This window comes from Acidovorax sp. GW821-FHT10A04 (assembly GCF_059415825.1).
Genome location: NZ_JBWKNZ010000008.1, coordinates 42,819 through 65,968, shown reverse-complemented (window position 1 = coordinate 65,968; position 23,150 = coordinate 42,819). Strand labels below are relative to the sequence as shown.

The window sequence follows — 23,150 nt, the reverse complement described above, 5'->3', positions numbered from 1 at the left end:
GCGCCACAATCCCCCCATGGGTGAATTCGATCTGATCGCACGCTATTTCACGCGGCCCGTGCGCCGCGCAGCCCTGGGCGTGGGGGACGACTGCGCGCTGCTGGCGCCTGCCGCCGGCATGCAGTTGGCCGTTTCCAGCGATATGCTGGTGGAAGGCCGCCACTTCTTTGCCGATGTAGACCCCGAGGCCCTGGGCCACAAGGCGCTGGCCGTGAACCTGTCGGACCTGGCGGCCTGCGGGGCCCGGCCACTGGCCTTCACGCTGGCGCTGGCGCTGCCACGCGTGGACGAGGCCTGGCTGGCCGGCTTTTCACGAGGGCTGCTGGCCCTGGCCGATGCCCATGGCTGCGAGCTGGTCGGTGGCGACACCACGCAGGGCCCGCTCAACATCTGCATCACCGTGTTCGGCGAGGTGCCTGCCTGCCAGGCCCTGTTGCGCAGCGGTGCGCGCGCCGGCGACGACCTCTATGTGAGCGGCACGCTGGGCGATGCCCGGCTGGCGCTGGAAGCCCTGCTGGGCCACACCGCGCTGGCGCCCGGGGTGCTGGCTGCCGTGCGCCAGCGGCTGGAGCGGCCCACGCCGCGCGTGGCCCTGGGCCTGGCGCTGCGCGGCGTGGCCAGCAGCGCGATGGACGTGAGCGACGGGCTGCTGGGAGACCTGTCCCACATCCTCAAGGCATCGGGTGTGGGTGCGCGCATCGATACCTCGCTCGCGGGCGCCCTGATGGCCCAGGGCAGCGCCGTGGCGGACCCAGAGCTCCTGCGCCAGTGCACCCTGGCCGGTGGCGACGACTATGAACTGGCCTTCACCGCACCACCCTTGCAGCGCGCGGCGGTGGCTGCGGCTGCGCAGGCCAGCCAGACCCCGGTGGCGCGCATCGGCACGATCGAGGCAGAAACCGGCCTGCGGTTGGTGGATGGACAAGGCCGGCCGGTGGACCAGCGCTATGCCTCGTTCGACCACTTCGGCTGAAACTTTTTTTCCCACAGCATGAATCCTTTGGCTCCAAGGCCCGCTCTTGTCAGGGAAGGCGCCCCGTGCCGGCGCCTTCTCTTTCAACCCCCAAGGAGCTTTGCCATGCTGTACCGCAAGAACATCACCCGCCCCGAAAGCCTGCTGCGCATCGTCGCCGGAGTGGTCCTCATCGCCGCCAGCCTTTTCTGGCTTGGCGCCACGCCGCTCGGCCTGGTGCTGGCCGCATCGGGCGCCACGGGCATCGTGACCGGTCTCTTCGGCTATTGCCCGGCCTGCGCCATGGTGGGCAGAAAGCCGGTGGAGTGATGGGCGTGGCATCGCCCACGGTGGCGCAGTTGCTGCCCGCGGCGCGGGCCGGCGATGCCGAGGCCATGGAGCGCCTGCTGGCACTGGCCCGGCCCGACATCCGCCGCTATGCGCTGCGCCATTGCGCGGCCACCACCGCGACCGATGATGTGGTGCAGGAAGCGCTGATCATCGTCTACCGCCGCGTGGGCGCGCTGCGCGAGGTGGCGGCCTTTGGCGGCTGGGTGGTGCGCATCGTGCAGCGGCTGTGCATGCGCCCGGCCCTGACCTGGCTGCGCGGCGAACCACTGGCGCAGGTGGAGGACAGCATGGCCTGGTCGCACCGGCCCGACCACGAACTGCGCCACGACCTGGCCCTGGCCATCGACTCGCTGCCGCCCCTGTACCGCGAGGCTTTGCTGCTGCGCGATTTCGAGGAGCTCACCATCGAGGAGATGGCCCAGCGCCTTGGCAGCACGCGCGAGGCGGCCAAGAGCCGGCTGCACCGCGCGCGCAGCCTGGTGCGGGAATACCTGGCGCCCGCGCAGCCCGGCTGATCCACACAGCCCCAGGAGAGCTCACTCCGGCTGCAGGCCGATCTTGCGCACCACCGCACCCCAGTGGCCCACCTCGTCGCGCAGGAGGCCGCGCAGTTCGTCGCGCGTGGAGCCCTTGAGATCGATGCCCAACGTGGTCAGGCGCTCGCGCGTGGCAGGGTGCTCCAGCGCCGCGATAGCCTCCTTGCGCAGCCGCTCGATCACCTCGATGGGCGTGGTGGCCGGCGCCACCAAAGCCCACCACTGGTTGAACTGCATGCCCGCCAGACCCGCCTCGCGCGCCGTGGGCACCTGGGGCATGGACGCCAGGCGCGTGGGCCCGGTGGTCATGAGCACCGAGATCTTGCCAGCGGACAGCAGCGATGCGCCGCTGGCCAGCGTGGCGAAGTGGCCCGCCACCTGCTCGGCCGCCACGTCGGTGAGCGCCGGGGCCGAGCCCCGGTAGGGAATGGCATTGACCTTGAGCCCACTGGTCCCCGCCAGCAACTCGGACGAGAGGTGGCTGATGGAGCCGTTGCCGCTGTGGGCCAGCGTGACCGGTGTGGCGCTGGCACGCCCGTCTTTCAGGAAGCCCTTGATGTCGCCCGTCTTGTACCTGCGGCCGTTGACGAACAGCAGCAGTGGCGAAGTGCCGACCATCGAGATCGGCGTGAAGTCCTTGAGCAGGTCGTACGGCAACTTGGCCGTGACGGCCGGGGCGATGGCGTGGGGCAGTTCCACGATGGCAATGGTGTAGCCGTCGGGCGCCGCCTTGGCAGCCGCCTCGGTGCCGATGCGGCCGGACGCACCCGAACGGTTGTCCACGATGACGCTCTGCCCCAGCGACTCGCCCATGCGCTGCGCGATGGCGCGGGCAATCGCGTCGGTGCTGCCGCCCGGCGCCCAGGGCACGATGAGACGCACGGGCTTGTCGGGGTAGGCGGCGAAGGCAGGGCTGCCCAGCAGGCAGGCGCAGGCCAGCAGAAGGGTACGGCGAAACACAGGCTTCATGGCAGGGGTCCTTGGTCAGGCAACGGGATCGAGGAGGGGCGTTCAGGCGTCGCGGTCGCCCTTGGCCGTGAGCAGCAGCAGCACGTGCTCGGACGGCGCAATGCGCCCCTGCTGGCGCAGCTGTGCCGCCGCGTCCACGCAGGCGCCCGTGCACAGCTCGACCCACAGGCCCTGGGCGCCGAGCTGGGCCACGCCCCAGGCCGCGGCCGCATCGCCCACGACGACGGCGCCGCCCCCGGAGCGCTGCACGGCGATCTGCTGCTGCAGGGTGACGGTGTTGCCCGCGATCGAGAACTGCGCGGTGCTGCCGCTGAACTCGGCCTGGGCCGGCGTGCCGCCCAGCACCTGGCTGAGCCGTGCGAACGGCTCCACCGCCCACAGGCGCGGCATGCGCTTGATGAGCCCTGCAGCCAGCAGGTCGCGCAGGCCGCTGTACAGGCCCCACAGCAGGTCGCCACGGGCCGTGGGCACGAGCACATGGTCGGGAACGCAGCCCTGGGCCACGCATTCGAGCGCCACCGCACGGTAGCCCTCCACCCCGAAGGCCGGGCTGCCCACCGCCGGCACATGGAAGTTGGTCAGCGCGAAGGCGCCCTCCTCCTGCACCCGCCGGCGCACATGGTCCCAGCGGCCCGGTCCCGGCCCGAAGGCGACGCGGCGGGCACCGAGACGGTCCAGCGCGCGCGCATAGGGCGCTGGCATGTCACGGTAGGTGGCCACCTCGCAGGGCAGCCCGGCGGCCGCACAGTAGGCCGCCGCCGAGACGGCAGCGTTGCCGCTGGAAGCCAGCACCACCTGCTGCGCACCCACCGCGAGGGCCCGCGCCACGGCCTGGGCCGACATGCGGTCCTTGTGCGAACCGGTGGGGTTCATGCCCTCGTGCTTGGCCGTTAGCTCGCCAATGCACAGGGACCGGGCCAGCCGCGGCAGCGCCAGGCAGGGCGTACCGCCCTCGCCCAGCGAGACCCCGTGCGTGTAGGGCAGCCATTCACCAAAGCTATAACCCGGGCTGCCGCTTGCCAAGGTGCGCGGCAGGTCGCCGTAGACCGCCTCCACGCTCGCAGGCGTGCCCTGGGCCAGGCACACGGGGCAGCCCGTGGTCAGGTCTTGCAGCGCGTACTGCGCACCGCAGTGGATGCAGCGCAGTCCCCGCAGCCGAGGGTTCTGGCGGATGCCCGCGGGGGCTTCCTGAGCAGCACCGCGATAGGGCACCGCGCCGAAGGGCATGTCGGTATTCATGGCTGCATCGTAGCCAGCCCAGGCTGCGGGCAGTACCATCCGGCAGCCGCTTCAATTAAGTAGAACTTATATCATGAGCCTGCCCATGCACGATGCCAAAGAGGTCAGCACGCGCCAGATCGAGGTGTTCCGAATGGTCATGCGCCTGGGCTCGGCCAACCGCGCAGCGGCGGCCCTGCACGTGAGCCAACCCGCCGTGACACAGCTGCTGCAGCAGCTGGAAGCGCGCGCCCAGCTCACCTTGTTCGACCGACCCAAGGGCCGCCTGGTGCCCACGCCCGAGGCGCATGCGCTGATGGAAGAGGTCGAGCGTGTGTACGAAGGGCTGGAGGCGGTGCAGCGCAAGATCGTGGCGCTGCAGTCGCTGGAGGATACGGTGTTGCGCATCGGCTGCCTGCACGCGCTGGCCGCGAGCATCATGCCCGGGGTGCTGGCCGGGTTCCAGCGCCACTACCCGCGCACCCGCTGCCTGCTGATGGTCGACAGCTCCAAGGTGCTGCGCGAGGCACTGTTCCAGGGTGCCGTGGACCTGGCTTTCCTCGGTGACGAGGCGGACACCAGCGGACTGGTGTCCTCCACGTTCTACGAGCTGCCTGCCGTGTGCGTGGTGCCCGCCGGCCACCCGCTGGCGCGCAAGGCCGTGCTGGACCTGACGGACCTGCGCGATGCGCCGCTCATCGGCCTGTCGGCCACCGACCCGGCCCAGCAGCGGCTGGAGAGGCTCTTCGCCGGCGCGGGGATCACGCCGCGCTTCGTGGTCGAGACCCCGTACAGCGCGACCCAGTGCGCGCTGGTACTGGCGGGCGCGGGGCTGGCCGTGACCAACCCGTTGGTGGCCGCCGAGCATGCGCCCTTGGGCCTGCGCAGCGTGCCCCTGGCCGGCGACGGCCTGTTCTTTCGGGCCTTGCTGGCTTTCAAGCCGCGCCAGGCCCAGTCGCGCGCGGTGCAGGAATTCGTGGCCCTGTGCCGGCGGCGCCTGGCGCACTGACCCCGGCGCACTCGCCACGGTGCACCGTCACTTGGCAATGATGGTCAGCAGTTCTTCGCGCGTGGTCGGATCGGTCATGTACTTGTTGTACAGCGGCGCCATGCGCCGCACGAAGGGCGATACGTCCTTGACCCGCACGAATTGAGCCCCTTGCCGGGCCGTGTTCTCCAGCGCCTGGGCCACGCGCTTGTTCCACAGCTCGCGCATCAGGAGGGCCGACTGGGCGCCCGCATCCGCGAAGGCCTTGCGGTCTTCGGGCGAGAGCCTGGCCCACAGCGCGCTGGACACCACCAGTGCCTCAGGGGAGATCACATGGTTGGTCACGTACACACTCTTGGCCACCTTGAAGTGCCCGGTGGACTCGTAGGAGGGCATGTTGTTCTCCGCGCAGTCGATGGCGCCCTGCTGGAAGCCCCCCAGCACCTCCTTGAAGGGCAGGGCCACCGGCTTGGCGTCGAGCAGCCGGATCATCTCCATGAACACCTCGGACTGCTGCACGCGGATCGACGCCCCCGCCAGGTCGCGGATGCTGGCCAGCGCGCGGTTGGCGCAATAGAAGGAGCGCCCGCCCCCGTCGTACCAGCCCAGCACCACGAAGCCGGCGGACTGCAGGTTGGCGGCAAAGCGCTGCCCCAGCGCGCCATCGAGGTGGCGGAACATATGGGCTGAGTCGGTGAACAGGAACGGCAGGTTCAGCACCTTGATGCCGGGCACCGCATCGGACAGCGGGCCGGAGCTGAACTCGGCAATATCGATCTCGCCGCTCTTGAGCATCTGCACCGCCTTGGGCTGGTCGCCCAGCGTGGCGTTGGAGAACACCTCGATCTGGTAGCGGCCCTGCGTGGCCCGCGCCACCTGGGCGGCAAAGCCTTTCATGGCCTCGGTCACCGGGTAACCGTCGGGGTGGATGTTCCATGCGCGCAGCCGCGTGGGTGCCTGCGCATGGCTGGCCTCGGCGCACAGCAGGGCCAGGCACAGGGCACCCAGCCACGCCATGCCGGATCGGGTCCATCGGTTCACAGGTCTCCTCCTTGGGTTGCAGGTGCCTGGCAGTTCGAACCCCAGGGCTTCGACACTGGCCGTTATGCGCCAATTCATACGACGTCATATAACATTTGCTTTTTCAATGCCTGAAAAAGCACCCATCCCCGGCCAAGCGGGCTCTGGCAACCGCATTCTGCTGCAACATCTACACACAAGAGGTTCGGGTAAACGCCAGCACGCTGCCGGATTGCGCTGCAGAGAATCACGTCCTAGTTGTACGACATCATCTGTCATGGATGCGCCACAACAGCAGGACAAGAGCCCATGGGCCGGCCTGCGACGGCGGCACACGAGGTGCCAGCCAGCCCCTGTTCCCAACCTTCGAGGAGACAACCGATGAAGCGCAGAGACTTTGCCATTGCCACCACCCTGACCCCGCTGCTGTTGTCCGCGTGCGGCGGTGGCGACTCCGGGCCGGCGCCCCTGACCGGCACCCGGGCCGAAGCCGCAGCCGGCCTCAAGCGCGCGGCCCAGTACATGGACGAAGTGGTGTCCTACCAGGGCGGCTACGTCTGGTCGTATTCGCCCGACCTCAAGCAGACCTTTGGCGAAATGGAGGCCTACCGCACCATGTGCTGGATCCAGCCGCCCGGCACGCCCTCCGTCGGCCATGTCTACCTCGATGCTTACCACGCCACCGGCGATGAACGCTACTACCAGGCGGCCGAGCGCACGGCGCTGGCCATCGTCGCGGCGCAGCACCGCTCGGGCGGTTGGAATTACATCCATGACTTCGCGGGCGAGGACTCGCTCAAGCGCTGGTACGACACCATCGGCAAGAACGGCTGGCGGCTCGAGGAGTTCCAGCACTACTACGGCAACGCCACCTTCGACGACGCGGGCACGGCCGTGGCCTCGCAGCTGCTGCTGCGAATGTTCGTGGAAAAGCGCGATGTGCGCTTCTCCGGCCCGCTGCTGCGCGCCATCGACTTCGTGGTGCAGTCGCAGTTCGGCCCCGAGTACGGTATTGCCGACGGGGGCTGGCCGCAGCGCTTCCCGCATTTCCCGGGGGCCGTGAGCAGCATGCCGCTGCCCAACCCGCAGCAGGTGCCTGCAGGCGCGCGCGTGGGCATGGCCGATGGCGACTACACGCTGCACGTCACCTTCAACGACGACGTGATGGGCGAGAACATCAAGTTCCTCACCCTGTGCGTGACGGCGCTGGGGGAGACGCGCCTGATCGGCAACATCCAGCGCGCCATGGAATGCATGCGCCTCATGCAGCAACCCGGGCCCCAGGCCGGCTGGAGCCTGCAGCACCTCTCGCGCCCCACGGCGGGGCGGCCGGCGGGTGCGCCCGCCGGCGCGCGCAGCTACGAGCCGCGCTCACTGGCGACACACACCACGCAGACCAACATCCGCCAGCTGTTCAACTATTTCCAGCTCACGGGCGACAAGAAGTACCTGGCGCGCATCCCGGAGGCGATCGCCTGGCTCAAGTCCTGCCCGCTGCCTGCGGACGCGGCCACGGTCAATCCGCTGCTCGGCGGCGGGCGCACCCACCCCACCTTCGTGGAGCTGGGCACCAACGACGGCCTGTACATGCACCGCTACGGCTCCAACATCCACAACGGCGCCTACTACGCGGACAAGGACTACACCAACACCATCAGCCACTACTCGGCGGGCCGGCAGATCGACATCGCCGGGCTGGAATCGACCTACCAGTCGCTCGCCCGCATGGGCGACGCGGCGATTGCCGAGATGGTGGCGCGCTCCCCACTGCGGTCCACGGGGGCCACCCGCGCGCTGCCGCGCTATTTCTCGATCCGCGAGGTGGATTTCCCCGACCTCTTCACCGGCGCCACCATGCCCACGCCGGTGGTGCCCGACAGCGAGGCGCAGGCGCTGCTGACCGAGCTGGGGACCAAGAACTACTGGACCTCGGCCGTGCCCGAGATCGTCAACACCTACCGCGGCAATGGACCCACGGCGCCCTACGCGGGCACGGCCTACCGCAGCAAGCATGTGGGCGATGTCTACGACACGTCCCCCTACCCGGCCGACAACCCGCCCGAGATCGACCCTTATGTGAAGCGCGAGAAGCCGCAGTTCATCGTGACCTCGGAGTGGATACGCCGCATGGGCCGCCTGATCGCCTACGTGGCACCCCAGGCCTGAGCCCGCGGCAGCCTCAGGTCTGCAGCAGCCGTGCCATGGGCCGGCGGGGCGTGGCGGGCACCTCGCCCTGCGGATAGCCCAGCCGGCACAGCATCTGCACCGTGGGATCGCTGGCCTCCTTCGGCGCACCCCGCCCCAGCACCAGCTGGTGGGCGCGCTCGTAGTGCGGCGCCATCTCGGCGAACTCCTGCAGCGCCTGGCTCATGGGGTGCATGCCCAGGCCCAGCTCGGTGGCCTTGAGCTGCAGGCGCACGTAGGCGCGGCCGGCCGCGACCTGGTCGGCGCGGGTGTTGCCGCCGGCCAGCCACACGAAGCCCATCGCCGTGCGGCTGTGGCCCTCGAAGCGGTCCATGGCGCCCTTGTAGCCCGCGCTGCCTTCCTCGGGCGGGGCGGAACGGTCGAAGAAGCCGAGCGCCGCCGCAGCACGGATGAACGGCGTGTTCAGCGAGATGCCGTCGCGGTGCTCCAGGATCTCGGAGGGGCCGACGCGCGTGAGGCGGATGCTTTCCATCATCGTGCGCGGCGTGCGCAGTTCGACCTGTGCCGACTGCCAGCACAGCGCGCGCAAGGCCTCCAGGCGCGCAGGCTCCACCGTGCCACCGGCCTGCGGGCTGCCCGGCCGGGATGCACCGGCCAGCAAGGCCTGGAGCAGATCGGGGGCCACGGGCCGGGCCAGGTCGAAGTCCACCTTGGGCGTGCGGCGGCGCAGCACCTGCGTGAACAAGGCATCGGGCTCGCCGCCGGGCCGCAGCACCACGCGCGCCACGGGGCGCTCATCCCAATTGCGCAGTTGCGCCGGCAGCGGACCTTGCGGCCACAGCGTGACTTCGCTGGCCATGCCCTGCTGGGCCAGCGCCAGCACCAGCAGCTCCAGGAAGGCACCGTGGCCGATCAGGATCTGGCGGCCCAGCGGGTCGGTCTCGGGCAGCACGCGTTCGCGGTCGGTGCGCAGGGTGATCACGCCCTCTTCGCGCAGGTCCGCCACCCAGGGCTGCAGGTTGTGCGGGTTGGGCGCAGTGATGGCATAGGCCACGGCGCGGCGGCGCAGGTCGGTCTCGCCCACGGGGCCCTGCCAAGCCTCGATGGCCTGGGCAGGGTAGTGCGGGCCGGAGCTGCAGGCAGCCAGGGGGGTGATGACCGCGGCGGCGATGGTGCCACCGCCGGCCAGGCGGATGAAGGTACGGCGTTGCATGGTGGAGTTTTCCTTGCGGTTCATGCCAGGGCGGCGTGGGAAGGGGCCGGGGCCAGCAGCCCCAGGTCATGGAGCGCGCGGCGCACCGCAGGCTCGAACGGGGTGTGCGGCTCGGCGCCGATGAGCGCGGCGAGGCGCGTGTTGTCCAGGCGGTGCGGGGTGCTCCAGAGGTAGCGCACGTCGGCCAGGGCTGCATAGGTGGGCAGCACCAGGCCGGCGACGCGCAGCAGCGGCCAGGGCAGCTGGCCCACGCGCACGGCGCCGGCATCGGGCACCCAGCCCTGCTCGGCTGCCACGGCGGAGAGCACCTGCACCCACTGCCGGGCCGTGACCTGCTGGCCGGCAAAGTGCAGGGTGTCGAAGGCGGACAGGCGGTGGCGCGCTTCGGCCACCTTCACCAGGGTGCGGGCCAGGTCCGGCAGGTAGGCCCAGGGCCGGCTGGTGTCCAGCGGGCCGGGCCAGGTGATGCGGCCCTTGGCAAGGTCCTTGGCAATCGCCAGGTCCAGCCAGCTGCCCGCACCGCTGCCGAAGAAGTCGCCGGCGCGCAGCACGATGGCGCGCAGGGCACCGTCGCGGGTGGCGGCCTGCAGGCGCTGCTCCAGGTGGACGCGCATGCGGCCCTTGAAGTCCAGCGCCGTCTGCGGCGTGTCTTCGCGCAGCACCGGCGGCATGGCGCGGCCATAGTTGTAGACGTTGCCGGGCAGCATGAGGGTGGCGTCCAGCGCGCGGGTGACTTCGATGGCGGCGTCCATGAGCGCGGGCGCCTGCGTCCGCCAGGCCTTGTGGGTGTATGCCGGGTTCATGGCATGCACCACCACCTGGGCCCCCTGCGCATGGGCCGCCAGGGCCGACGTGTCCTCTGGCGCAATGGCGAGCCACTGCACGCCGGGCACGGCCGGGCCGGTGGCGCCCGGGCGCAACTGGGCACGCACCTGCCAGCCGGCCTGGGCGAACGCCTGGACGGCGGCAAGGCCCAGGCGCCCGCGGGCCCCGAGGATGAGGACGGTGGATGCGGCATTCGTCATGGGGTGGCTCCTGGAATCAAGGGATGGAGTGATTGTGGAAACGCGCCCGCCGTTACACAATTGGCTAACTGTCGATAGCAGCAATGCAAATTTGCATACCTCACCTCTCCCATGACGCAACGCTTTGACTGGAGCCTCATCCAATCCTTCCTGGCCGCCCTGGACCAGGGCAGCCTGCTGGGCGCCGCGCGCGCATTGAACGCGAGCCAGCCGACCATCGGCCGCCATATCGCCGAGCTGGAGTCGCAGCTCGGCGTGGTGCTGTTCGAGCGCACGGGGCGCGGCCTGCTGCCCACGGAGACGGCCTTGCGCCTGGCGGAGTCGGCCCGCGCGATGCAGGCCGGCGCCGACCAGCTGGCGCGCAGCGTCTCCGGGGCCGAGGCAGGCGTCAGCGGCACGGTGCGCATCACGGCCAGCCAGCCCGTGGCCTGCATGCTGCTGCCGCCCCTGCTGGCCCGCATGCGGATCGAACTGCCCGAGGTGCAGGTAGAGCTGGTGGCCAGCAACGAAGTCACCAACCTGCTGCGCCGCGAGGCCGACATCGCCCTGCGCATGGTGCAGCCCACGCAGGCCAGCCTGGTGGCTAAGCGCATCGGCAAGGTGACGCTGGGCACCTATGCCCACCGCGACTACCTGCGCCGCCGGGGTACGCCGCGCCAGCCGCCCGACCTGATGCAGCACGACGTGGTCGGCAACGACCGCCAGGGGGACATCGCGCGCGGCTTCGCGGCCATGGGCTTCCCCGTGGAGCGCCAGCAGTTCGCGCTGCGCACCGACGACCTGATCGCCTACTGGCAGGTGGTGCGCAGCGGTCTGGGCATCGGCTTCGTGGCCGACTACATGGCACGCACCGAGCCGGACCTGGTGGCCCTGCTGCCCATGCTCAAGCTGCCCGAACTGCCCATCTGGCTCACGGTGCACCGGGAGATACGCACCAATCAGCGCATCCGGGCGGTGTACGATTTTCTGGCCGACGCCGTGCCCGACGCCCTGTAACCCCCCTTCGCCCATGACCACGCACTTCCACCACCTGCGCCGATTCGCGGCAAGCCTTCTCGCCTGCCTGCTGGGCGCCGCAGCACCCGCCATGGCCGCCGACACCGCGAGCTTCCAGCCCGCCACCGGTACGCTGCGCCTGCCCACCCTGCAGCTCGATGCCGGTGACCGCTACCGCGATGTCGTGGTGCGGCTGATCGACCCCGGGCAGCTTCGGGTGGACGACCCCGCAGTCGGCACGGAGCTGCAGTACCTGACCACGGGCAGTGTGCTGCGCCTGCCCCAGGTGGTGATCGGCAACGCCACCTACCCCCGGGTCAGCCTGACCCGGCCGGGGCTGGAACTGCTGGGTGTGGGCGGGCTGCTGCCACCCCCAAGCGCGGCGGACGCCAGCGTGCCGGGCGCCGTCACCACGCCCTTTCCCACGCTCGAAAACATCTCGGTGGAATGGGCCTTCACGGGCGATGCCAACCGCAATGCCGTGGTCGGCGTGCGCTACCGCGCGCAGGGCAGCAGCGCCTGGCTCACGGGCATGCCGCTGCGCCGCATCCACAACGAGACCTCGGGCCAGGGCCGTACCTGGCCGCTGCGCCATTCGGGCAGCATCTTCGACGTGGCGCCAGGCACCACCTACGAGATCGAACTCACCCTCACCGACCCCGATGGCGGCAGCACCGTGCGCACCACCACGGCCACCACGCGCAGCGTGCCTACCCCGGCACCTGGCGCGGTGGTCAAGCCCGCCACGCCGGCCACCCTGGCCGGCGTACTGGCGGCCGCGAATGCCGGCGACATCGTGGAACTGGGGGCCGGGCGCTACAGCGGCTTCAGCGTGGCGCGCAGCGGCGCGCCGGGCCGGCCGCTGGTCATCCGGGGCACGCCGGGCGCGGTGGTCGAGGGCGAGATCAGCGTCTTCAACCAGCGCCATGTGATGCTCACCGAGCTGACCCTGAACGGCCGCGTGCGCTTCAATGGCACGAACGACTTCAGCATGACGCGCAGCACCGTCAACGCCACGGCCGCGCTGGGCGGGCACGGCATCATCACCTTCACGCGGGCCGAGAACGCCTACATCGCCGACAACACGGTCACCGGCACGGTGGTCTGGTCCGAGGCGGCGCTCGGCGTGTCGGGCGGCAACGCGGGCGAGGGCATCCTCATCACCGGGCCCGGCCACGTGGTCATGAACAACCGCGTGGCACGCTTTCGGGACAACATCTCGCTGCTCGAAGACGACGAGGCGGTGGACCAGTACAGCATCGACATCCTGAACAACGACCTTTCCGAAGCGGCGGACGACGGCGTGGAGGCCGATTTCTGCATGCACAACTGCCGCATCCTGCGCAACCGGCTGACCAACGTGTTCATTGCGCTGTCATCGCAGCCGGGCCTGGGCGGGCCCACCTACTTCGTGCGCAATGTGGTCTACAACGCCGTGCACGTGGCCTTCAAGCTGTACCGCAGCAGTTATGGCGACGTGCTGCTGCACAACACGGTGGTGAAGAACGGCGATGCGCTGGGCATCTATGCCGGTGCCACGGTGGGGCGGCTGTATGCGCGCAACAACCTGTTCATCGGCGGGCCGGGCGGCACCTATGGCGGCTACTCCAGCGGCACCGGGCGGGTGCTGTCGATTGCCGATCTGGACCTTGCCAGCGCCGACCTGGACCACGACGCCTACGGCTCCACCGCGGGCAGTTTCACCGGGCGCTGGGGCGCGACCAGCTTTGCCGGCCTGGCCGAGTTGCGCGCGCGCACCACGGAGCGGTCGGCCGTGCAGGTGGGCATGGATTCCTTCGCCTCGGTGCCCGTATTCCCCGGCAGCCCGATGACGCTCTACACCGTGCCCGACCTGCGCCTGCAGGCCGGCTCGGCTGCGGTCGATGCAGGCCAGGCCATTCCCAACATCAGCCAGGGCTTCCAGGGCCGCGCGCCCGACGCGGGTGCCTACGAGCAGGGCCAGGCCCTGCCCGTGTATGGTCCCAGGTGATGTGCCCTAAGGCCGGACACTTCAGTTTTCCTGCGCGTGCACCGCTAGCTGCCCGCGAAACTAGCGCGGCAGAAGCCAGTGCCCCCGCGCAAGGGCCGCCCCGCCGCGCTGGGGGCGTCCCCCTCCCGACTCGCGCAGCGAGTCGAGAGAGGGGTGAAGGCGCGAAGCGACTCAGGGGGTGCTTCAATACAGCGGTGCGATGGGCTTGACCACGTACAGCATGTTGCTGTCGGCCTTGCCGTCGTACAGGTACTTCTGCTTGATGCCGCCCAGGTTGTCCGGCGCGATCACAAAGTCGGCATCGTTGAGGATGGCCAGGCGGTTCGCGTCGATGACCCACATGCCTTCGAGCTTGTCGTGCGGGTACTTCTGCGAGGCGATGGCATCGTAGGCCAGGGTCTTGGCGACGGGTCGGATGCCCAGCGCGGCCAGTTGCGCCCAGCCCGGCGCGTAGTTGTCGGCGGTGCCGCCGTCCTTGACCACCAGCTCCAGCGTCTTGCCGTCCACCAGCAGGCCGTTGGCGGCATTCACCGTGAGCGAGGCGTTGGCGCTGCGCAGGGCGGCGTTGGAGCGGTCCACGTTGGTCGCCTGGCCGAGGTCGATCTTGTAGATGTTCTTGCGCACCACGCCCGTGTCGATGCCGTAGAACTTGGTGTCGCGCTCGACCACGAGGAAGCTGGTGGCGGAGAGGGCCACGATCTCGGAGTTGGCCAGGCCCGCTGCGTCCTGGCGGTACAGGTACTGGGCCGTGGCGCCGGTCTCGATGTTCACCGTGACGATGCGCACCAGGTTGATGCTGCCGACCGCACTGCTCGGGTTGTACAGGTTGGACTGCATCATGCCCACCAGCGTCTTGCCGTCGGGGGTGATGGTCAGGCCTTCCATGCCGCGGTTGGGCCAGCGCGTGGACAGCTCGGCCGGCAAGGTGCGGCCGGCCTTGTTGCGCGGGTCGGCCGCAAAGGGGTTGATGCGCTCGATCTCCTTGCCCGTGGCGTCGAAATGAACGATGTGCGGGCCGTACTCGTCGCTGATCCAGAACGTGCCGTCCTTCAGGGCCACGAGGCCCTCGGAATCCAGGCCGCTTTCATCGAAACCCTTGACGCCGTCACCATCGGGGTCCAGCGAGACAACGCTGCCGTCCAGGTTGTAGGGCGTCTCGCCCGTGCCGCCGAATTGGCTGTTGGGCAGGCCGGTGATGGGGCGGCCCTTGGGGTCCTTGAGCAGGATGGTGCTCACCAGCTCGGCCTTGCCCTCGGGGGTGAGCTTGAACAGGCCGATGCGCGGCGTGTATTCCGGAGTGATGAAGATGATGCCCGAGGGTGTGCGCGTCGGCTCGGTGGCAGCGTTCGGGCCGCGGTCGCTCAGGCCGTAGAAGTGGCCTTCCAGCGTGGGATGCGGGGCCAGGGAGGAGCCGTAGCTGCCGTTGCGCAGCTCGGTCTTTTCGGCGTTGGCCACTTTGCCGATCACCTCGTAAGGCAGGCTGGTACCGCTGGCACCCGGAAACTGGAACCCGTCATCGGAGCCGCCACAGGCGACCATGCCCAGACCCAGGGCGGCGATGGACAGGGCACGGGGAACAAAATGCTTCATGGTTGTTGGAGTGAGAATGGAAGACTTTTTCAGCATATGAAGGCTGCGTGACAATCCCATGAATCCACCAAGGTCGGTGCGGCAGCGGCCCCGCTTGCCCCACGCCTGCCGATGGCTGGCAGCATTTGGGATACAAACACGGGAATCCGCGCCCTGGCCATCGGCGCCCCCATACAGGAGGATCTGTTGAACCCTTGCACCAGAATGACCCGCCTTACCACCATCCTCTGCGCCAGCCTGCTGCTGGGCACAGCCGGTAGTGCGCTCGCGCAGGACACCAGCTCGCGCATCGCGCGCGTGACCGTCTACTCCGGCACCGCCACCGTGGAGCGCGTGGCCAAGGTGGCCGCGGGTGCGCGCAGCTTCAGCTTCACCTGCCTGCCCGCCTCGCTGGACGCGCAGAGCCTGCAGATCCATGCCGATGCCAGCGTGCGCGTGGGCGAATTCAACGTGCTCACCGAAGACCGAGACGTGGCCCCCGCCTGTGCCAGCCCGCTGGACGGCCGCATCCGCGAGCTGGAAGACCAGATCGCCGGCGTGAAGGCCGAAACCGGTGCGCTGGACCTGGTGGACAGCTATCTCAAGGGCGTGGCCGGTGGCCGCACCGTGGGCGACGATGCGCCCGGCGGCCGGGGGCAGGGCCCCACGCCGGCACAGATCACCGCCATGGCCGAGGTGCTGCGCAAGTCGGGCCAAGACGCGCTGGCGCGCACGCACCAGCTCAAGCGCAAGCAGGAGGCGCTGGAGCTCGCCCTCAAACCCCTGGTAGCCGAGCGCAACCGCGTGGCCAGCCAGCGTGCGCGCGTGGTGTCGGTCAGCATCAACCTCGCGGCCGAGCGCGAGGGCGAGCTGCGCCTGTCCTACCAGGTGCGTGGCCCGGGCTGGCAACCGACCTACCGCGCCGCACTGGATCCGGCCAAGGCCACCGTGCTGCTTGATCGCCAGGCCCTGGTGGCACAGAACAGCGGCGAGGACTGGAGCAACGTGCAACTCGTCCTCTCCACCGGCCAGCCCGGGCGCGCCACCCAGGGCCGCCTGCCGCGCCCGTGGACGCTGGATGTGGCGCCGCCACCGCAGCCCATGCCAACGCCCGCTCCCGCGATGATGGCGGCCGCGCCACCGGCCCCCGTGGCCCGGGCCCTGGGCATGGCCGAAGAGGCCATGCCCAGCTTCGAGGTGAGCACCACCGACAAGGGCTTTGCCACCGAGTTCGCCGTGCCCCAGCGCATCACCGTGCCCTCGAGCGGCCAGCGCGTGACGCTGGCGCTGGGCAGCCACAGCGCGGCGGCCACGCTGCTCACGCGCACGGCGCCGGCGGTGGAGGATGTCGCCTACCTGGTGGCCGAGGTCGCCACCCCGCCCGGCGTCTGGCCTGCAGGCGCCGTAGGGCTGTACCGCGACGGCGCCTTCGTGGGCACCGGGCGGCTGGACTTCGGCGCACCCGGCACCGCGCCCGCGGGCAGCACCAGCCTGTCGTTCGGCAAGGACGACCTGGTCACCGTGCGCGCCGAGGCACCGCAGGACCTGACCAGCGCCACGGGCTTCACCGGTGCGCGCACCGAGCGCCGCACGCGCCGCGCCTACAGCGTGGAAAACCGCCACCGGACCGGCATCACGCTGCAGGTGCTGCACGCCGCGCCGGTCTCGCGCAACGAGAAGATCGAAGTCGAGTCGCGCTACCAGCCGCAGCCCGCCGAGATGGCCTTCAACCGCACGCCGGGCACGGTGGCCTGGCAGCAGCCCCTGGCAGCGGGCGCCACGGCGCAGTTCAGTGCCGAGCACACGATCCGCTACGCCAAGGACATCCAATTGCAGGAGCGGCAATGAGCCCCGCCATGGACCCCCTATCCCCTGCTTCACCGCCGCCCGCTGCGCCGCGCCGCGCCACTGCCGGATTCATGCTCTCGCACCCGGCGCACTGCATTGCGCTGGGCTTTGGCGCGGGGCTGTCGCGCATTGCCCCCGGCACCGTGGGCACGCTCTGGGCCTGGCTGGCTTTTCTGGCGCTGCAGCAATGGCTCAGCCCCCTGCACATGGGCCTCCTGATCGCCGCCAGCACGGTGGTAGGCTGGTGGGCTTGCACGGTGGCCGCGCGCAACCTGGGCGTGGCCGATCCCGGCAGCATCGTCTGGGACGAGGTGGTGGCCTTCTGGCTGGTGCTGTGGCTGGCCATGCCCATGGGCTGGTGGGGGCAACTGGTGGCGTTTGCGCTGTTCCGCTTCTTCGACGCCGCCAAGCCGGGCCCCGTGGCCTGGGCCGATGGCCTGTTCAAGGGCTTTGGCTGGCGCGGTGGCTGGGGCATCCTGTGGGACGACTTCGTGGCGGCCTTCTGCACGCTGCTGGTGATTGCGCTGTGGAGGTTCTGGGCATGAGCGATGATCCGGCAAACCAGACCCGGCTGCTGGCCGACATCGCGGCCAGACTGCTCGCGCGCGGGCAGATGCTGGCCACGGCCGAGAGCTGCACGGGCGGCATGATCGCAGCGGTCTGCACCGACCTGTCGGGGTCGAGCCAGTGGTTCGAACGCGGCTTCGTGAGCTACTCCAACGAGGCCAAGGCCGAACTGCTGGGCGTGCCGCAGGCACTGATCGAAGCCCACGGTGCAGTGAGCGAGCCGGTGGCACGCGCCATGGCCGCGGGCGCGGTGGCACGTTCGCGCGCGCAGGTGGCCGTGGCGGTCACGGGCGTGGCGGGCCCCACGGGCGGCAGCCCGGCCAAACCGGTGGGCACGGTGTGGTTCGGCTGGTCCGTGGACGGCGCCGTGCACACCGAGCTGCAGCGCTTCCCGGGCGACCGTGCCGCCGTGCGCCAGGCCACCGTGGCGCACGCGCTGCAGCGGCTGCACGGCTACCTGGGTTGAGGCGCACACCGGGTCGCCCAGGCGCCAGCAGGCCGGCACGGCCCCGGTGTAGCATCTTCCGCCCGGGCCCACATGCCCGCCCCGCACCTACCGGAGCCTCCATCCATGCACCCTAACGCCCAGACCCTGCAGCGCTTCTACACCGCCTTCGACCAGCTCGACCATGCCACCATGCAGGCCTGTTACGCGCCCGACGCGAGCTTCGACGATGAGGCGTTCTCGCTCAAGGGGCGCGAGCAGATCGGCGGCATGTGGCGCATGCTCGCCACGGCCACCAGCAAAAATGGCCGGGAGCACTGGAAACTCGAGTCGAGCGGCATCGAGGCCGATGACAAGAGCGGACGCGCCCACTGGGAGGCGCACTACCTCTTCAGCGCCACGGGGCGCAAGGTGCACAACATCATCGACGGCACATTCACCTTCACGCCCGAAGGCCTGATCGCCACGCACCGCGACCGCTTCAATTTCTGGCGCTGGTCGCGCCAGGCCCTGGGCACGCCCGGCCTGCTGCTGGGCTGGTCGCCCTCGCTCAAGCGCAAGGTGCGCAGCACGGCGGCTGGCAACCTGGCGAAATTCCTGGCGCAGGAAAAGAAGTAAGAGCCTCTTGGCGATCGCGCAGGAGATCGCCAAGAGATTCGGAACGCAGAGCGTGCATTTGTTCACGCCACCCGCGCCCGCTACCCGGGCGGGGTGGGGCGCTGCGCTGGTGCGTCCCTAGAATTCGCGGCTTCGCATGCTGCGGGCAGGCCCTCCCGGCCGGGCGCCTGCGGCCACCTGGAACCCCTTCGGTCCCGCGCCCGCTACTGCATGGAGCCGCCCGATCTGCCCGTTGCTGCCGCCATGTCGCCTTTCACCGCCACCCAGAACCAGCTCCTGATGGAGCACCTGCGCAGCTTCCTGCAGGGCATGGCGCCCGAGGCGCTGGAACTGCTGCGCTCCCACATGGAGTGGGTGGAGATCCCTGGCGGCGGCACGCTGATGAACCAGGGCGACCCCGGCGAGTCCATGTACCTCACCGTGAGCGGCCGCCTTCGCGCCTATGTGCGCGGCGACGATGGCTGCCAGCGCCGCGTAGCCGACATGGGCCGTGGCCAGGCCATCGGCGAGATCAGCCTGTTCACCGATGCGCCGCGTGCCGCCACCGTGGTCGCCGTGCGCGACTCGGTGCTGGTGCGGCTGACCAAACCGGTGTTCAAGAACCTGCTGGCGGGCAGTGCCCAGGTGTCGATCGCGCTCACGCGCCAGATCATCGAACGGCTGCAGTCGCGCTCGGCCAATCCGGTGATGGAGCGCCCCGTGGCCATGGGCCTGTTGCCCATCAGCGCGGGCGTGGACCTGCAGGGCTTTGCGGTGAAGCTCGCGCGCCAGCTCGGCGCGCCGGGCAAGGTGCGCGTGGTGGATTCCGCCACGGTGGACCGCGAGCTCCAGGACCCTGGCATCGCCCAGCGCGAAGGGGCCGATGCGTCGGCCAACCGGCGCATTGCCATGCTGCTCGACGAGATCGAGGCGCGCAACGAGTTCGTGCTGCTGCTGGCCGATGCCGAGCCCACGCCCTGGACGCGCCGCGTGAGCCGCCACTGCGACGAATTGCTGCTGCTGGCCGACGCCTCGGCCGAGCCCGCCATCCACCCCATCGAGGCGCAGTGCCTGGCCCAGCGCGCGCCACTGACCGAGGCGGCCGAGATCCTGGTGCTGCTGCACCCGGCCGACACCCGCTGCCCGCGCCGCACCGAGCAGTGGTTGGCGCGCCGCGCGGTGTCCGACCATGTGCACGTGCGCCCGGCGCTGGAGCGCGACATGGCCCGCCTGGCCCGCATCCAGAGCCGCACGGCCGTGGGCCTGGTGCTGGCCGGCGGCGGTGCGCGCGGCTTTGCGCACCTGGGCGTGTACCGCGCGCTGCTGGAGCAGGGCGTGGAGATCGACTGCGTGGGCGGCACCAGCATCGGCTCGGTGATGGCCGCCTATGTGGCTTCGGACCAGCCGCTGGACGCGGTGATGGCCAACGCGCGCGAGGCCTTCCGCACCAACCCCACGGGCGACTTCAACCTGCTGCCCATGCTCTCGCTGATCAAGGGCCGGCGCCTGCGCCAGATCCTCGAAGAGGCCGTGGGCCGGCTGGTGGGGTTTCCGGCCCAGGTCGAGGACCTGTGGAAGAACTACTACTGCGTGGCCACCAACTACTCACGCGCCTGCGAGCAGGTGGTGCGCCACGGCAGCCTGGTCAAGTCGCTGCTGGCCAGCATCTCCATCCCGGGTGCGCTGCCGCCCGTGGTGCACGAGGGCGACCTGCTGTGCGATGGCGGCACGTTCAACAACTTCCCCGTGGACGTGATGCGTGGCATGCGCGGCGTGGGCACCGTGATCGGCGTGGACCTGAACTTCCGCAAGCCCCGGCGCATCGACCTGGACGACGTGCCCAGCAGCTGGGCGCTGCTGCGCGACAAGCTGCGCCCGCGCGCGCAGCGGCGCTACAAGCTGCCCTCCCTGGCCAGCTACCTGATGAACGTGACCATTCTGTACAGCATGTCGCGCCAGCGCCAGTCGCAGCAGCTCACGGACCTGTACTTCAACCCGCCCATGGACCGCGTGGGCATGCTGCAGTGGAACCGCTTCGAGCAGATCGTGCAGCAGGGCTACGCACATGGCCTGGACGTGCTGGGCCAGCGGGAGGCCGCCGACCGGCCCCCCATGCGCATGCACGAGCCCGCGGTGGCCTGAAAGGCTGAGCGGCTCAGTCTCCGGCGGCGGGAGGGTTGCCCAGCCGGTCGATCAGCAACGCACTGGCCTGGTTGAGCCCCAGCACCTCCACCGTGCAGCCGTGGTGCCGCAGGCGCTGCACCACCTTGCCGAGCGCTGCCACGGCGGTGACGTCCCAGAAATGCGCACCCGAGACGTCGATGCGCACGCGCCGGCCTTCGGCGCCCAGGATGTCGAAGGCATCGATGAAGGCATCGGCCGAGGCGAAGAACACCTGGCCCGTGACTTGCCAGGTGCGCAGGCAGCTGGCCTCATCGTCCACGCAGCGCACCGTGAGCATGCGCGCGACCTTGAAGGCAAAGAACACGCCGCTGAGCAGCACCCCCGCGGCCACGCCGGCCGCCAGGTTGTGCGTGGAGAGGGTCACCACCACGGTCGCCAGGACCACGGCGCTGGACAGGCGCGGGTGGCGCACCAGGGTGCCGAGCGACTTCCAGTCGAAGGTGGAGGCCGACACCATGACCATGATGGCCACCAGGGCGATCACCGGAACCTGCGACACCCAGGGCTTGAGCACCACCATCAGGATCAGCAGGAACACGCCCGCGAACAGGGTGGACAGGCGACCGCGACCGCCGTACCTCACGTTGCCCACGGCCTGGCCAATCATGCCGCAGCCGGCAATGCCGCCGAACAGGCTGGCTGCGATGTTGGCCACCCCCAGGCCCGCGCACTCGCGGTTCTTCGAGCTCGGGGTGTCGGTCATCTCATCCACCACGGCGGCGGTCAGCACCGATTCGAGCAACCCCACCATGGCGATCGCCAGCGCAGGCAGCGCGATGATGCGCAGCGTCTCCAGGGTTACGGGCACCTCGGGCAGGCCGAGCAGGGGCAGTGCATCGGGCAGGCGTCCCAGGTCTGCCACCGTGGGCAACGAAAGTCCCATGCCCGAGGCCAGCAGCGTGAGCAGCACCACGCAGATCAGCGGCGAGGGAATCGCCGTGAGCGCGCGCCAGCCCAGGCGCTGGCCCAGGGCGGGCAGCCCGTAGATGACGGCCAGCCCCAGGGCCAGCATGGCCCAGGTGGCCGCGCCCGCGCCGGCAAGGTGCGGCAACTGCGCCGAGAAGATCAGGATGGCCAGCGCGTTGACGAACCCGGTACGCACCGAGCTGGAGACGAAACGCACCAGCACCCCCATGCGCAACAGCCCGAAAGCCAGTTGCACCAGGCCTGCCAGGACGCCGGCAGCCAGCAGGTACTGCAGCCCATGCGACTGGACCAGCGGCGCCGCCACCAGGGCCACGGAGCCCGCCGCCGCCGAGACCATGGCCGGCCGCCCGCCCACGAAGGCGATCACCAGGCTGATGACGAAGGAGGCGAAGAGCCCCACCGAAGGGTCCACCCCGGCGACGAAGGAAAAGGCGATGACCTCGGGGATCAGCGCAAAGGTGGCGACGGCACCGGCCAGCAGTTCGCGCGGAATGCTGACCGGTGCCCATTCGGCGCGCAGGCGGGACAGGGTGGAGGCGTTCATGGGACAGCCGCACGCCGCAGGCGCGCCGGGTCAACGGGGATGGGGGAGAGAAAACAGGCAACACACCCACGGGCGCTGCACCCGTGGAAGTGGCGCACCGCAACCGTGTGCGCCACCGGGAAAGGGCTCAACTGCCGATCAGCTGGCGCCGTGGCACTTCTTGTACTTCTTGCCGCTGCCGCAGTGGCAGGGGTCGTTGCGGCCGGGCTCGGGCGCCTTGCGCAGGGTTTCCACGCGCGGGCCCAGGCTCTTCCAGACCTGGCGCAGGTCGTACACGGCCCAGATGGCCTCGCCGAAAGCCTCCACCCGGGCCTGGCTGGTGCTGGGCGGGCCGTTCTCGTCGAACATGCAGACTTCGGGCTTGCCGGTGTCGTCTTCGGTCAGGGCGACGATGCTGTCCAGCGCGTCGTTGATCCACTGGGCGGCCTCCTTGTCGCGCGGGGCCGCCCAGTCCTCGGGCCAGTTCTCCACCGCGAACATGAAACCCAGGGCCCAGACCTGGCCGAACGAGGGGATGTCCTGCTCCTCGGAATCCATCTCGGCACGCTGCTCCTCGGTCAGGCTGGCCACCGCGCCACGCATGTCCATGGCCTCGGGCTGGAAGGTCTGGTCGTCGTCCAGGCGGTCGACCTTGGCATCGAGCTGGCGCACCACCTCGTCCCAGCGGCGTGTCCACAACTCCAGGAAGCGCGCCTGCTGGGCAGCATCGGCAAAGGCCGACAGCAGGGGCAGGGGCTCGCCCTCGGCCACTTCGAGCTCGGCGCCATCGCCCAGCAGCATGGGCAGGTACTCGGCCGGCGCGATGGGGCGGCGGTTGCAGATGACAGCGGTCAGGAAGCCGTCGCAGAACTCCCACTGGGGAATCTCGTCGCCGCGCGAGCGCAGGTCGTCGAGGAGGTTGTCGATCTCTTCGAGCTCGTCGGGCCCCAGGGCAGCAGCCAGGGCGGGGGTTTCGGGATCGGTTTCGGGCGTTTCGATGGGGTCGGTCATGGCGGGGCTCCGTGGTCGGGCTGCTGGAAGCAAAGTTTTACTTTTATGATGCGCAAGGACTGCGCCCGAGCGCAGC

The 23,150-nt window shown here is 69.9% G+C and carries 20 protein-coding genes; 12 read left to right on the top strand and 8 right to left on the bottom strand.

The features are described 5' to 3' along the window. Nucleotides 1–16 precede the first annotated feature (16 nt). From thiL to AC07PF_RS17740, 3 genes are all read left to right on the top strand, one after another. A complete protein-coding gene (thiL, locus tag AC07PF_RS17750; RefSeq protein WP_494612745.1) occupies nucleotides 17–973 on the top strand; it encodes a thiamine-phosphate kinase in 957 nt (318 codons plus the stop codon). A 105-nt stretch (nucleotides 974–1,078) separates the two neighbouring features. Further along, complete coding sequence (locus AC07PF_RS17745) at nucleotides 1,079–1,282, top strand: YgaP family membrane protein (RefSeq protein ID WP_007850919.1); 204 nt, start codon at nucleotides 1,079–1,081, stop codon at nucleotides 1,280–1,282. Then, a complete protein-coding gene (locus AC07PF_RS17740) occupies nucleotides 1,282–1,818 on the top strand; it encodes a sigma-70 family RNA polymerase sigma factor (RefSeq protein ID WP_145697057.1) in 537 nt (178 codons plus the stop codon). Before AC07PF_RS17745 ends, AC07PF_RS17740 begins: the two co-directional genes overlap by 1 nt. A 21-nt stretch (nucleotides 1,819–1,839) precedes the next feature. Here AC07PF_RS17740 and AC07PF_RS17735 read toward each other — a convergent pair whose 3' ends face one another. Both AC07PF_RS17735 and AC07PF_RS17730 read right to left on the bottom strand, forming a co-directional pair. Beyond that, a complete protein-coding gene (locus AC07PF_RS17735; RefSeq protein WP_494612744.1) occupies nucleotides 1,840–2,808 on the bottom strand; it encodes a tripartite tricarboxylate transporter substrate binding protein in 969 nt (322 codons plus the stop codon). Nucleotides 2,809–2,850: 42 nt separating this feature from the next. Beyond that, a complete protein-coding gene (locus tag AC07PF_RS17730; RefSeq protein WP_494606786.1) occupies nucleotides 2,851–4,047 on the bottom strand; it encodes a pyridoxal-phosphate dependent enzyme in 1,197 nt (398 codons plus the stop codon). 85 nt (nucleotides 4,048–4,132) lie between these two features. Between AC07PF_RS17730 and AC07PF_RS17725 the strand changes: the two genes are divergently transcribed. Then, nucleotides 4,133–5,035, top strand: a complete 903-nt coding sequence (locus tag AC07PF_RS17725) for a LysR substrate-binding domain-containing protein (protein ID WP_494606785.1) — start codon at nucleotides 4,133–4,135, stop codon at nucleotides 5,033–5,035. Between the two features lie 27 nt (nucleotides 5,036–5,062). On the opposite strand, the gene AC07PF_RS17720 is transcribed toward AC07PF_RS17725, so the two are convergent. Continuing rightward, nucleotides 5,063–6,031 carry a TRAP transporter substrate-binding protein gene (locus AC07PF_RS17720; protein ID WP_494612861.1) on the bottom strand — a complete coding sequence of 323 codons (969 nt, stop codon included), beginning with the start codon at nucleotides 6,029–6,031 and terminating at the stop codon, nucleotides 5,063–5,065. Nucleotides 6,032–6,415: 384 nt separating this feature from the next. Here AC07PF_RS17720 and AC07PF_RS17715 point away from each other — a divergent pair, with 384 nt between their 5' ends. After that, nucleotides 6,416–8,200: a pectate lyase gene (locus tag AC07PF_RS17715; protein WP_494612743.1), complete on the top strand. Its 1,785-nt coding sequence runs from the start codon at nucleotides 6,416–6,418 to the stop codon at nucleotides 8,198–8,200. A 13-nt stretch (nucleotides 8,201–8,213) separates the two neighbouring features. Here the strand turns inward: AC07PF_RS17715 and AC07PF_RS17710 are convergent, their stop codons facing one another. Both AC07PF_RS17710 and AC07PF_RS17705 read right to left on the bottom strand, forming a co-directional pair. After that, nucleotides 8,214–9,392 (bottom strand): Acg family FMN-binding oxidoreductase, encoded by a 1,179-nt coding sequence (locus tag AC07PF_RS17710; RefSeq protein ID WP_494612742.1) that lies wholly within the window; start codon nucleotides 9,390–9,392, stop codon nucleotides 8,214–8,216. 20 nt (nucleotides 9,393–9,412) lie between these two features. Beyond that, the gene (locus AC07PF_RS17705; RefSeq protein ID WP_145697052.1) at nucleotides 9,413–10,417 is read right to left on the bottom strand and encodes an NAD-dependent epimerase/dehydratase family protein; all 1,005 of its coding nucleotides are present in this window, start codon (nucleotides 10,415–10,417) and stop codon (nucleotides 9,413–9,415) included. Nucleotides 10,418–10,528: 111 nt separating this feature from the next. Between AC07PF_RS17705 and AC07PF_RS17700 the strand changes: the two genes are divergently transcribed. Together AC07PF_RS17700 and AC07PF_RS17695 are read left to right on the top strand one after the other, a co-directional pair. Next, nucleotides 10,529–11,413 (top strand): LysR family transcriptional regulator, encoded by an 885-nt coding sequence (locus AC07PF_RS17700; protein WP_494612741.1) that lies wholly within the window; start codon nucleotides 10,529–10,531, stop codon nucleotides 11,411–11,413. A gap of 13 nt (nucleotides 11,414–11,426) precedes the next feature. After that, nucleotides 11,427–13,403, top strand: a complete 1,977-nt coding sequence (locus tag AC07PF_RS17695) for a right-handed parallel beta-helix repeat-containing protein (protein WP_494612740.1) — start codon at nucleotides 11,427–11,429, stop codon at nucleotides 13,401–13,403. Between the two features lie 183 nt (nucleotides 13,404–13,586). Here the strand turns inward: AC07PF_RS17695 and AC07PF_RS17690 are convergent, their stop codons facing one another. Next, a complete protein-coding gene (locus AC07PF_RS17690) occupies nucleotides 13,587–14,993 on the bottom strand; it encodes an esterase-like activity of phytase family protein (protein ID WP_494612739.1) in 1,407 nt (468 codons plus the stop codon). Between the two features lie 204 nt (nucleotides 14,994–15,197). Here AC07PF_RS17690 and AC07PF_RS17685 point away from each other — a divergent pair, with 204 nt between their 5' ends. From AC07PF_RS17685 to AC07PF_RS17665, 5 genes are all read left to right on the top strand, one after another. Then, nucleotides 15,198–16,820: a DUF4139 domain-containing protein gene (locus AC07PF_RS17685; RefSeq protein ID WP_494612738.1), complete on the top strand. Its 1,623-nt coding sequence runs from the start codon at nucleotides 15,198–15,200 to the stop codon at nucleotides 16,818–16,820. A gap of 8 nt (nucleotides 16,821–16,828) precedes the next feature. After that, the gene (locus AC07PF_RS17680) at nucleotides 16,829–17,365 is read left to right on the top strand and encodes a phosphatidylglycerophosphatase A family protein (RefSeq protein WP_494612737.1); all 537 of its coding nucleotides are present in this window, start codon (nucleotides 16,829–16,831) and stop codon (nucleotides 17,363–17,365) included. Continuing rightward, nucleotides 17,362–17,853 (top strand): CinA family protein, encoded by a 492-nt coding sequence (locus tag AC07PF_RS17675; protein WP_494612736.1) that lies wholly within the window; start codon nucleotides 17,362–17,364, stop codon nucleotides 17,851–17,853. The genes AC07PF_RS17680 and AC07PF_RS17675 overlap by 4 nt, the downstream gene beginning before the upstream one ends. A gap of 105 nt (nucleotides 17,854–17,958) precedes the next feature. Then, nucleotides 17,959–18,450, top strand: a complete 492-nt coding sequence (locus AC07PF_RS17670) for a nuclear transport factor 2 family protein (RefSeq protein ID WP_494612735.1) — start codon at nucleotides 17,959–17,961, stop codon at nucleotides 18,448–18,450. Between the two features lie 243 nt (nucleotides 18,451–18,693). Beyond that, nucleotides 18,694–20,571, top strand: coding sequence for a patatin-like phospholipase family protein (locus tag AC07PF_RS17665; RefSeq protein WP_494612734.1), 1,878 nt, complete (start codon nucleotides 18,694–18,696; stop codon nucleotides 20,569–20,571). 13 nt (nucleotides 20,572–20,584) lie between these two features. Here AC07PF_RS17665 and AC07PF_RS17660 read toward each other — a convergent pair whose 3' ends face one another. Next, entirely contained in the window at nucleotides 20,585–22,084 is a 1,500-nt protein-coding gene (locus AC07PF_RS17660) for a SulP family inorganic anion transporter (protein WP_494612733.1), read from the bottom strand. 138 nt (nucleotides 22,085–22,222) lie between these two features. Continuing rightward, nucleotides 22,223–23,074 carry a UPF0149 family protein gene (locus tag AC07PF_RS17655; RefSeq protein ID WP_494612732.1) on the bottom strand — a complete coding sequence of 284 codons (852 nt, stop codon included), beginning with the start codon at nucleotides 23,072–23,074 and terminating at the stop codon, nucleotides 22,223–22,225. Nucleotides 23,075–23,150: the final 76 nt, after the last annotated feature.

What these genes read in the sequence shown, in the direction of transcription:
- thiL (WP_494612745.1), top strand. Translation starts at nt 17, where the DNA reads ATGGGTGAATTCGATCTGATCGCACGCTATTTCACGCGGCCCGTGCGC.
- AC07PF_RS17745 (WP_007850919.1), top strand. Translation starts at nt 1,079, where the DNA reads ATGCTGTACCGCAAGAACATCACCCGCCCCGAAAGCCTGCTGCGCATC.
- AC07PF_RS17740 (WP_145697057.1), top strand. Translation starts at nt 1,282, where the DNA reads ATGGGCGTGGCATCGCCCACGGTGGCGCAGTTGCTGCCCGCGGCGCGG.
- AC07PF_RS17735 (WP_494612744.1), bottom strand. Translation starts at nt 2,808, where the DNA reads ATGAAGCCTGTGTTTCGCCGTACCCTTCTGCTGGCCTGCGCCTGCCTG.
- AC07PF_RS17730 (WP_494606786.1), bottom strand. Translation starts at nt 4,047, where the DNA reads ATGAATACCGACATGCCCTTCGGCGCGGTGCCCTATCGCGGTGCTGCT.
- AC07PF_RS17725 (WP_494606785.1), top strand. Translation starts at nt 4,133, where the DNA reads ATGCACGATGCCAAAGAGGTCAGCACGCGCCAGATCGAGGTGTTCCGA.
- AC07PF_RS17720 (WP_494612861.1), bottom strand. Translation starts at nt 6,031, where the DNA reads ATGGCGTGGCTGGGTGCCCTGTGCCTGGCCCTGCTGTGCGCCGAGGCC.
- AC07PF_RS17715 (WP_494612743.1), top strand. Translation starts at nt 6,416, where the DNA reads ATGAAGCGCAGAGACTTTGCCATTGCCACCACCCTGACCCCGCTGCTG.
- AC07PF_RS17710 (WP_494612742.1), bottom strand. Translation starts at nt 9,392, where the DNA reads ATGCAACGCCGTACCTTCATCCGCCTGGCCGGCGGTGGCACCATCGCC.
- AC07PF_RS17705 (WP_145697052.1), bottom strand. Translation starts at nt 10,417, where the DNA reads ATGACGAATGCCGCATCCACCGTCCTCATCCTCGGGGCCCGCGGGCGC.
- AC07PF_RS17700 (WP_494612741.1), top strand. Translation starts at nt 10,529, where the DNA reads ATGACGCAACGCTTTGACTGGAGCCTCATCCAATCCTTCCTGGCCGCC.
- AC07PF_RS17695 (WP_494612740.1), top strand. Translation starts at nt 11,427, where the DNA reads ATGACCACGCACTTCCACCACCTGCGCCGATTCGCGGCAAGCCTTCTC.
- AC07PF_RS17690 (WP_494612739.1), bottom strand. Translation starts at nt 14,993, where the DNA reads ATGAAGCATTTTGTTCCCCGTGCCCTGTCCATCGCCGCCCTGGGTCTG.
- AC07PF_RS17685 (WP_494612738.1), top strand. Translation starts at nt 15,198, where the DNA reads ATGACCCGCCTTACCACCATCCTCTGCGCCAGCCTGCTGCTGGGCACA.
- AC07PF_RS17680 (WP_494612737.1), top strand. Translation starts at nt 16,829, where the DNA reads ATGGACCCCCTATCCCCTGCTTCACCGCCGCCCGCTGCGCCGCGCCGC.
- AC07PF_RS17675 (WP_494612736.1), top strand. Translation starts at nt 17,362, where the DNA reads ATGAGCGATGATCCGGCAAACCAGACCCGGCTGCTGGCCGACATCGCG.
- AC07PF_RS17670 (WP_494612735.1), top strand. Translation starts at nt 17,959, where the DNA reads ATGCACCCTAACGCCCAGACCCTGCAGCGCTTCTACACCGCCTTCGAC.
- AC07PF_RS17665 (WP_494612734.1), top strand. Translation starts at nt 18,694, where the DNA reads ATGTCGCCTTTCACCGCCACCCAGAACCAGCTCCTGATGGAGCACCTG.
- AC07PF_RS17660 (WP_494612733.1), bottom strand. Translation starts at nt 22,084, where the DNA reads ATGAACGCCTCCACCCTGTCCCGCCTGCGCGCCGAATGGGCACCGGTC.
- AC07PF_RS17655 (WP_494612732.1), bottom strand. Translation starts at nt 23,074, where the DNA reads ATGACCGACCCCATCGAAACGCCCGAAACCGATCCCGAAACCCCCGCC.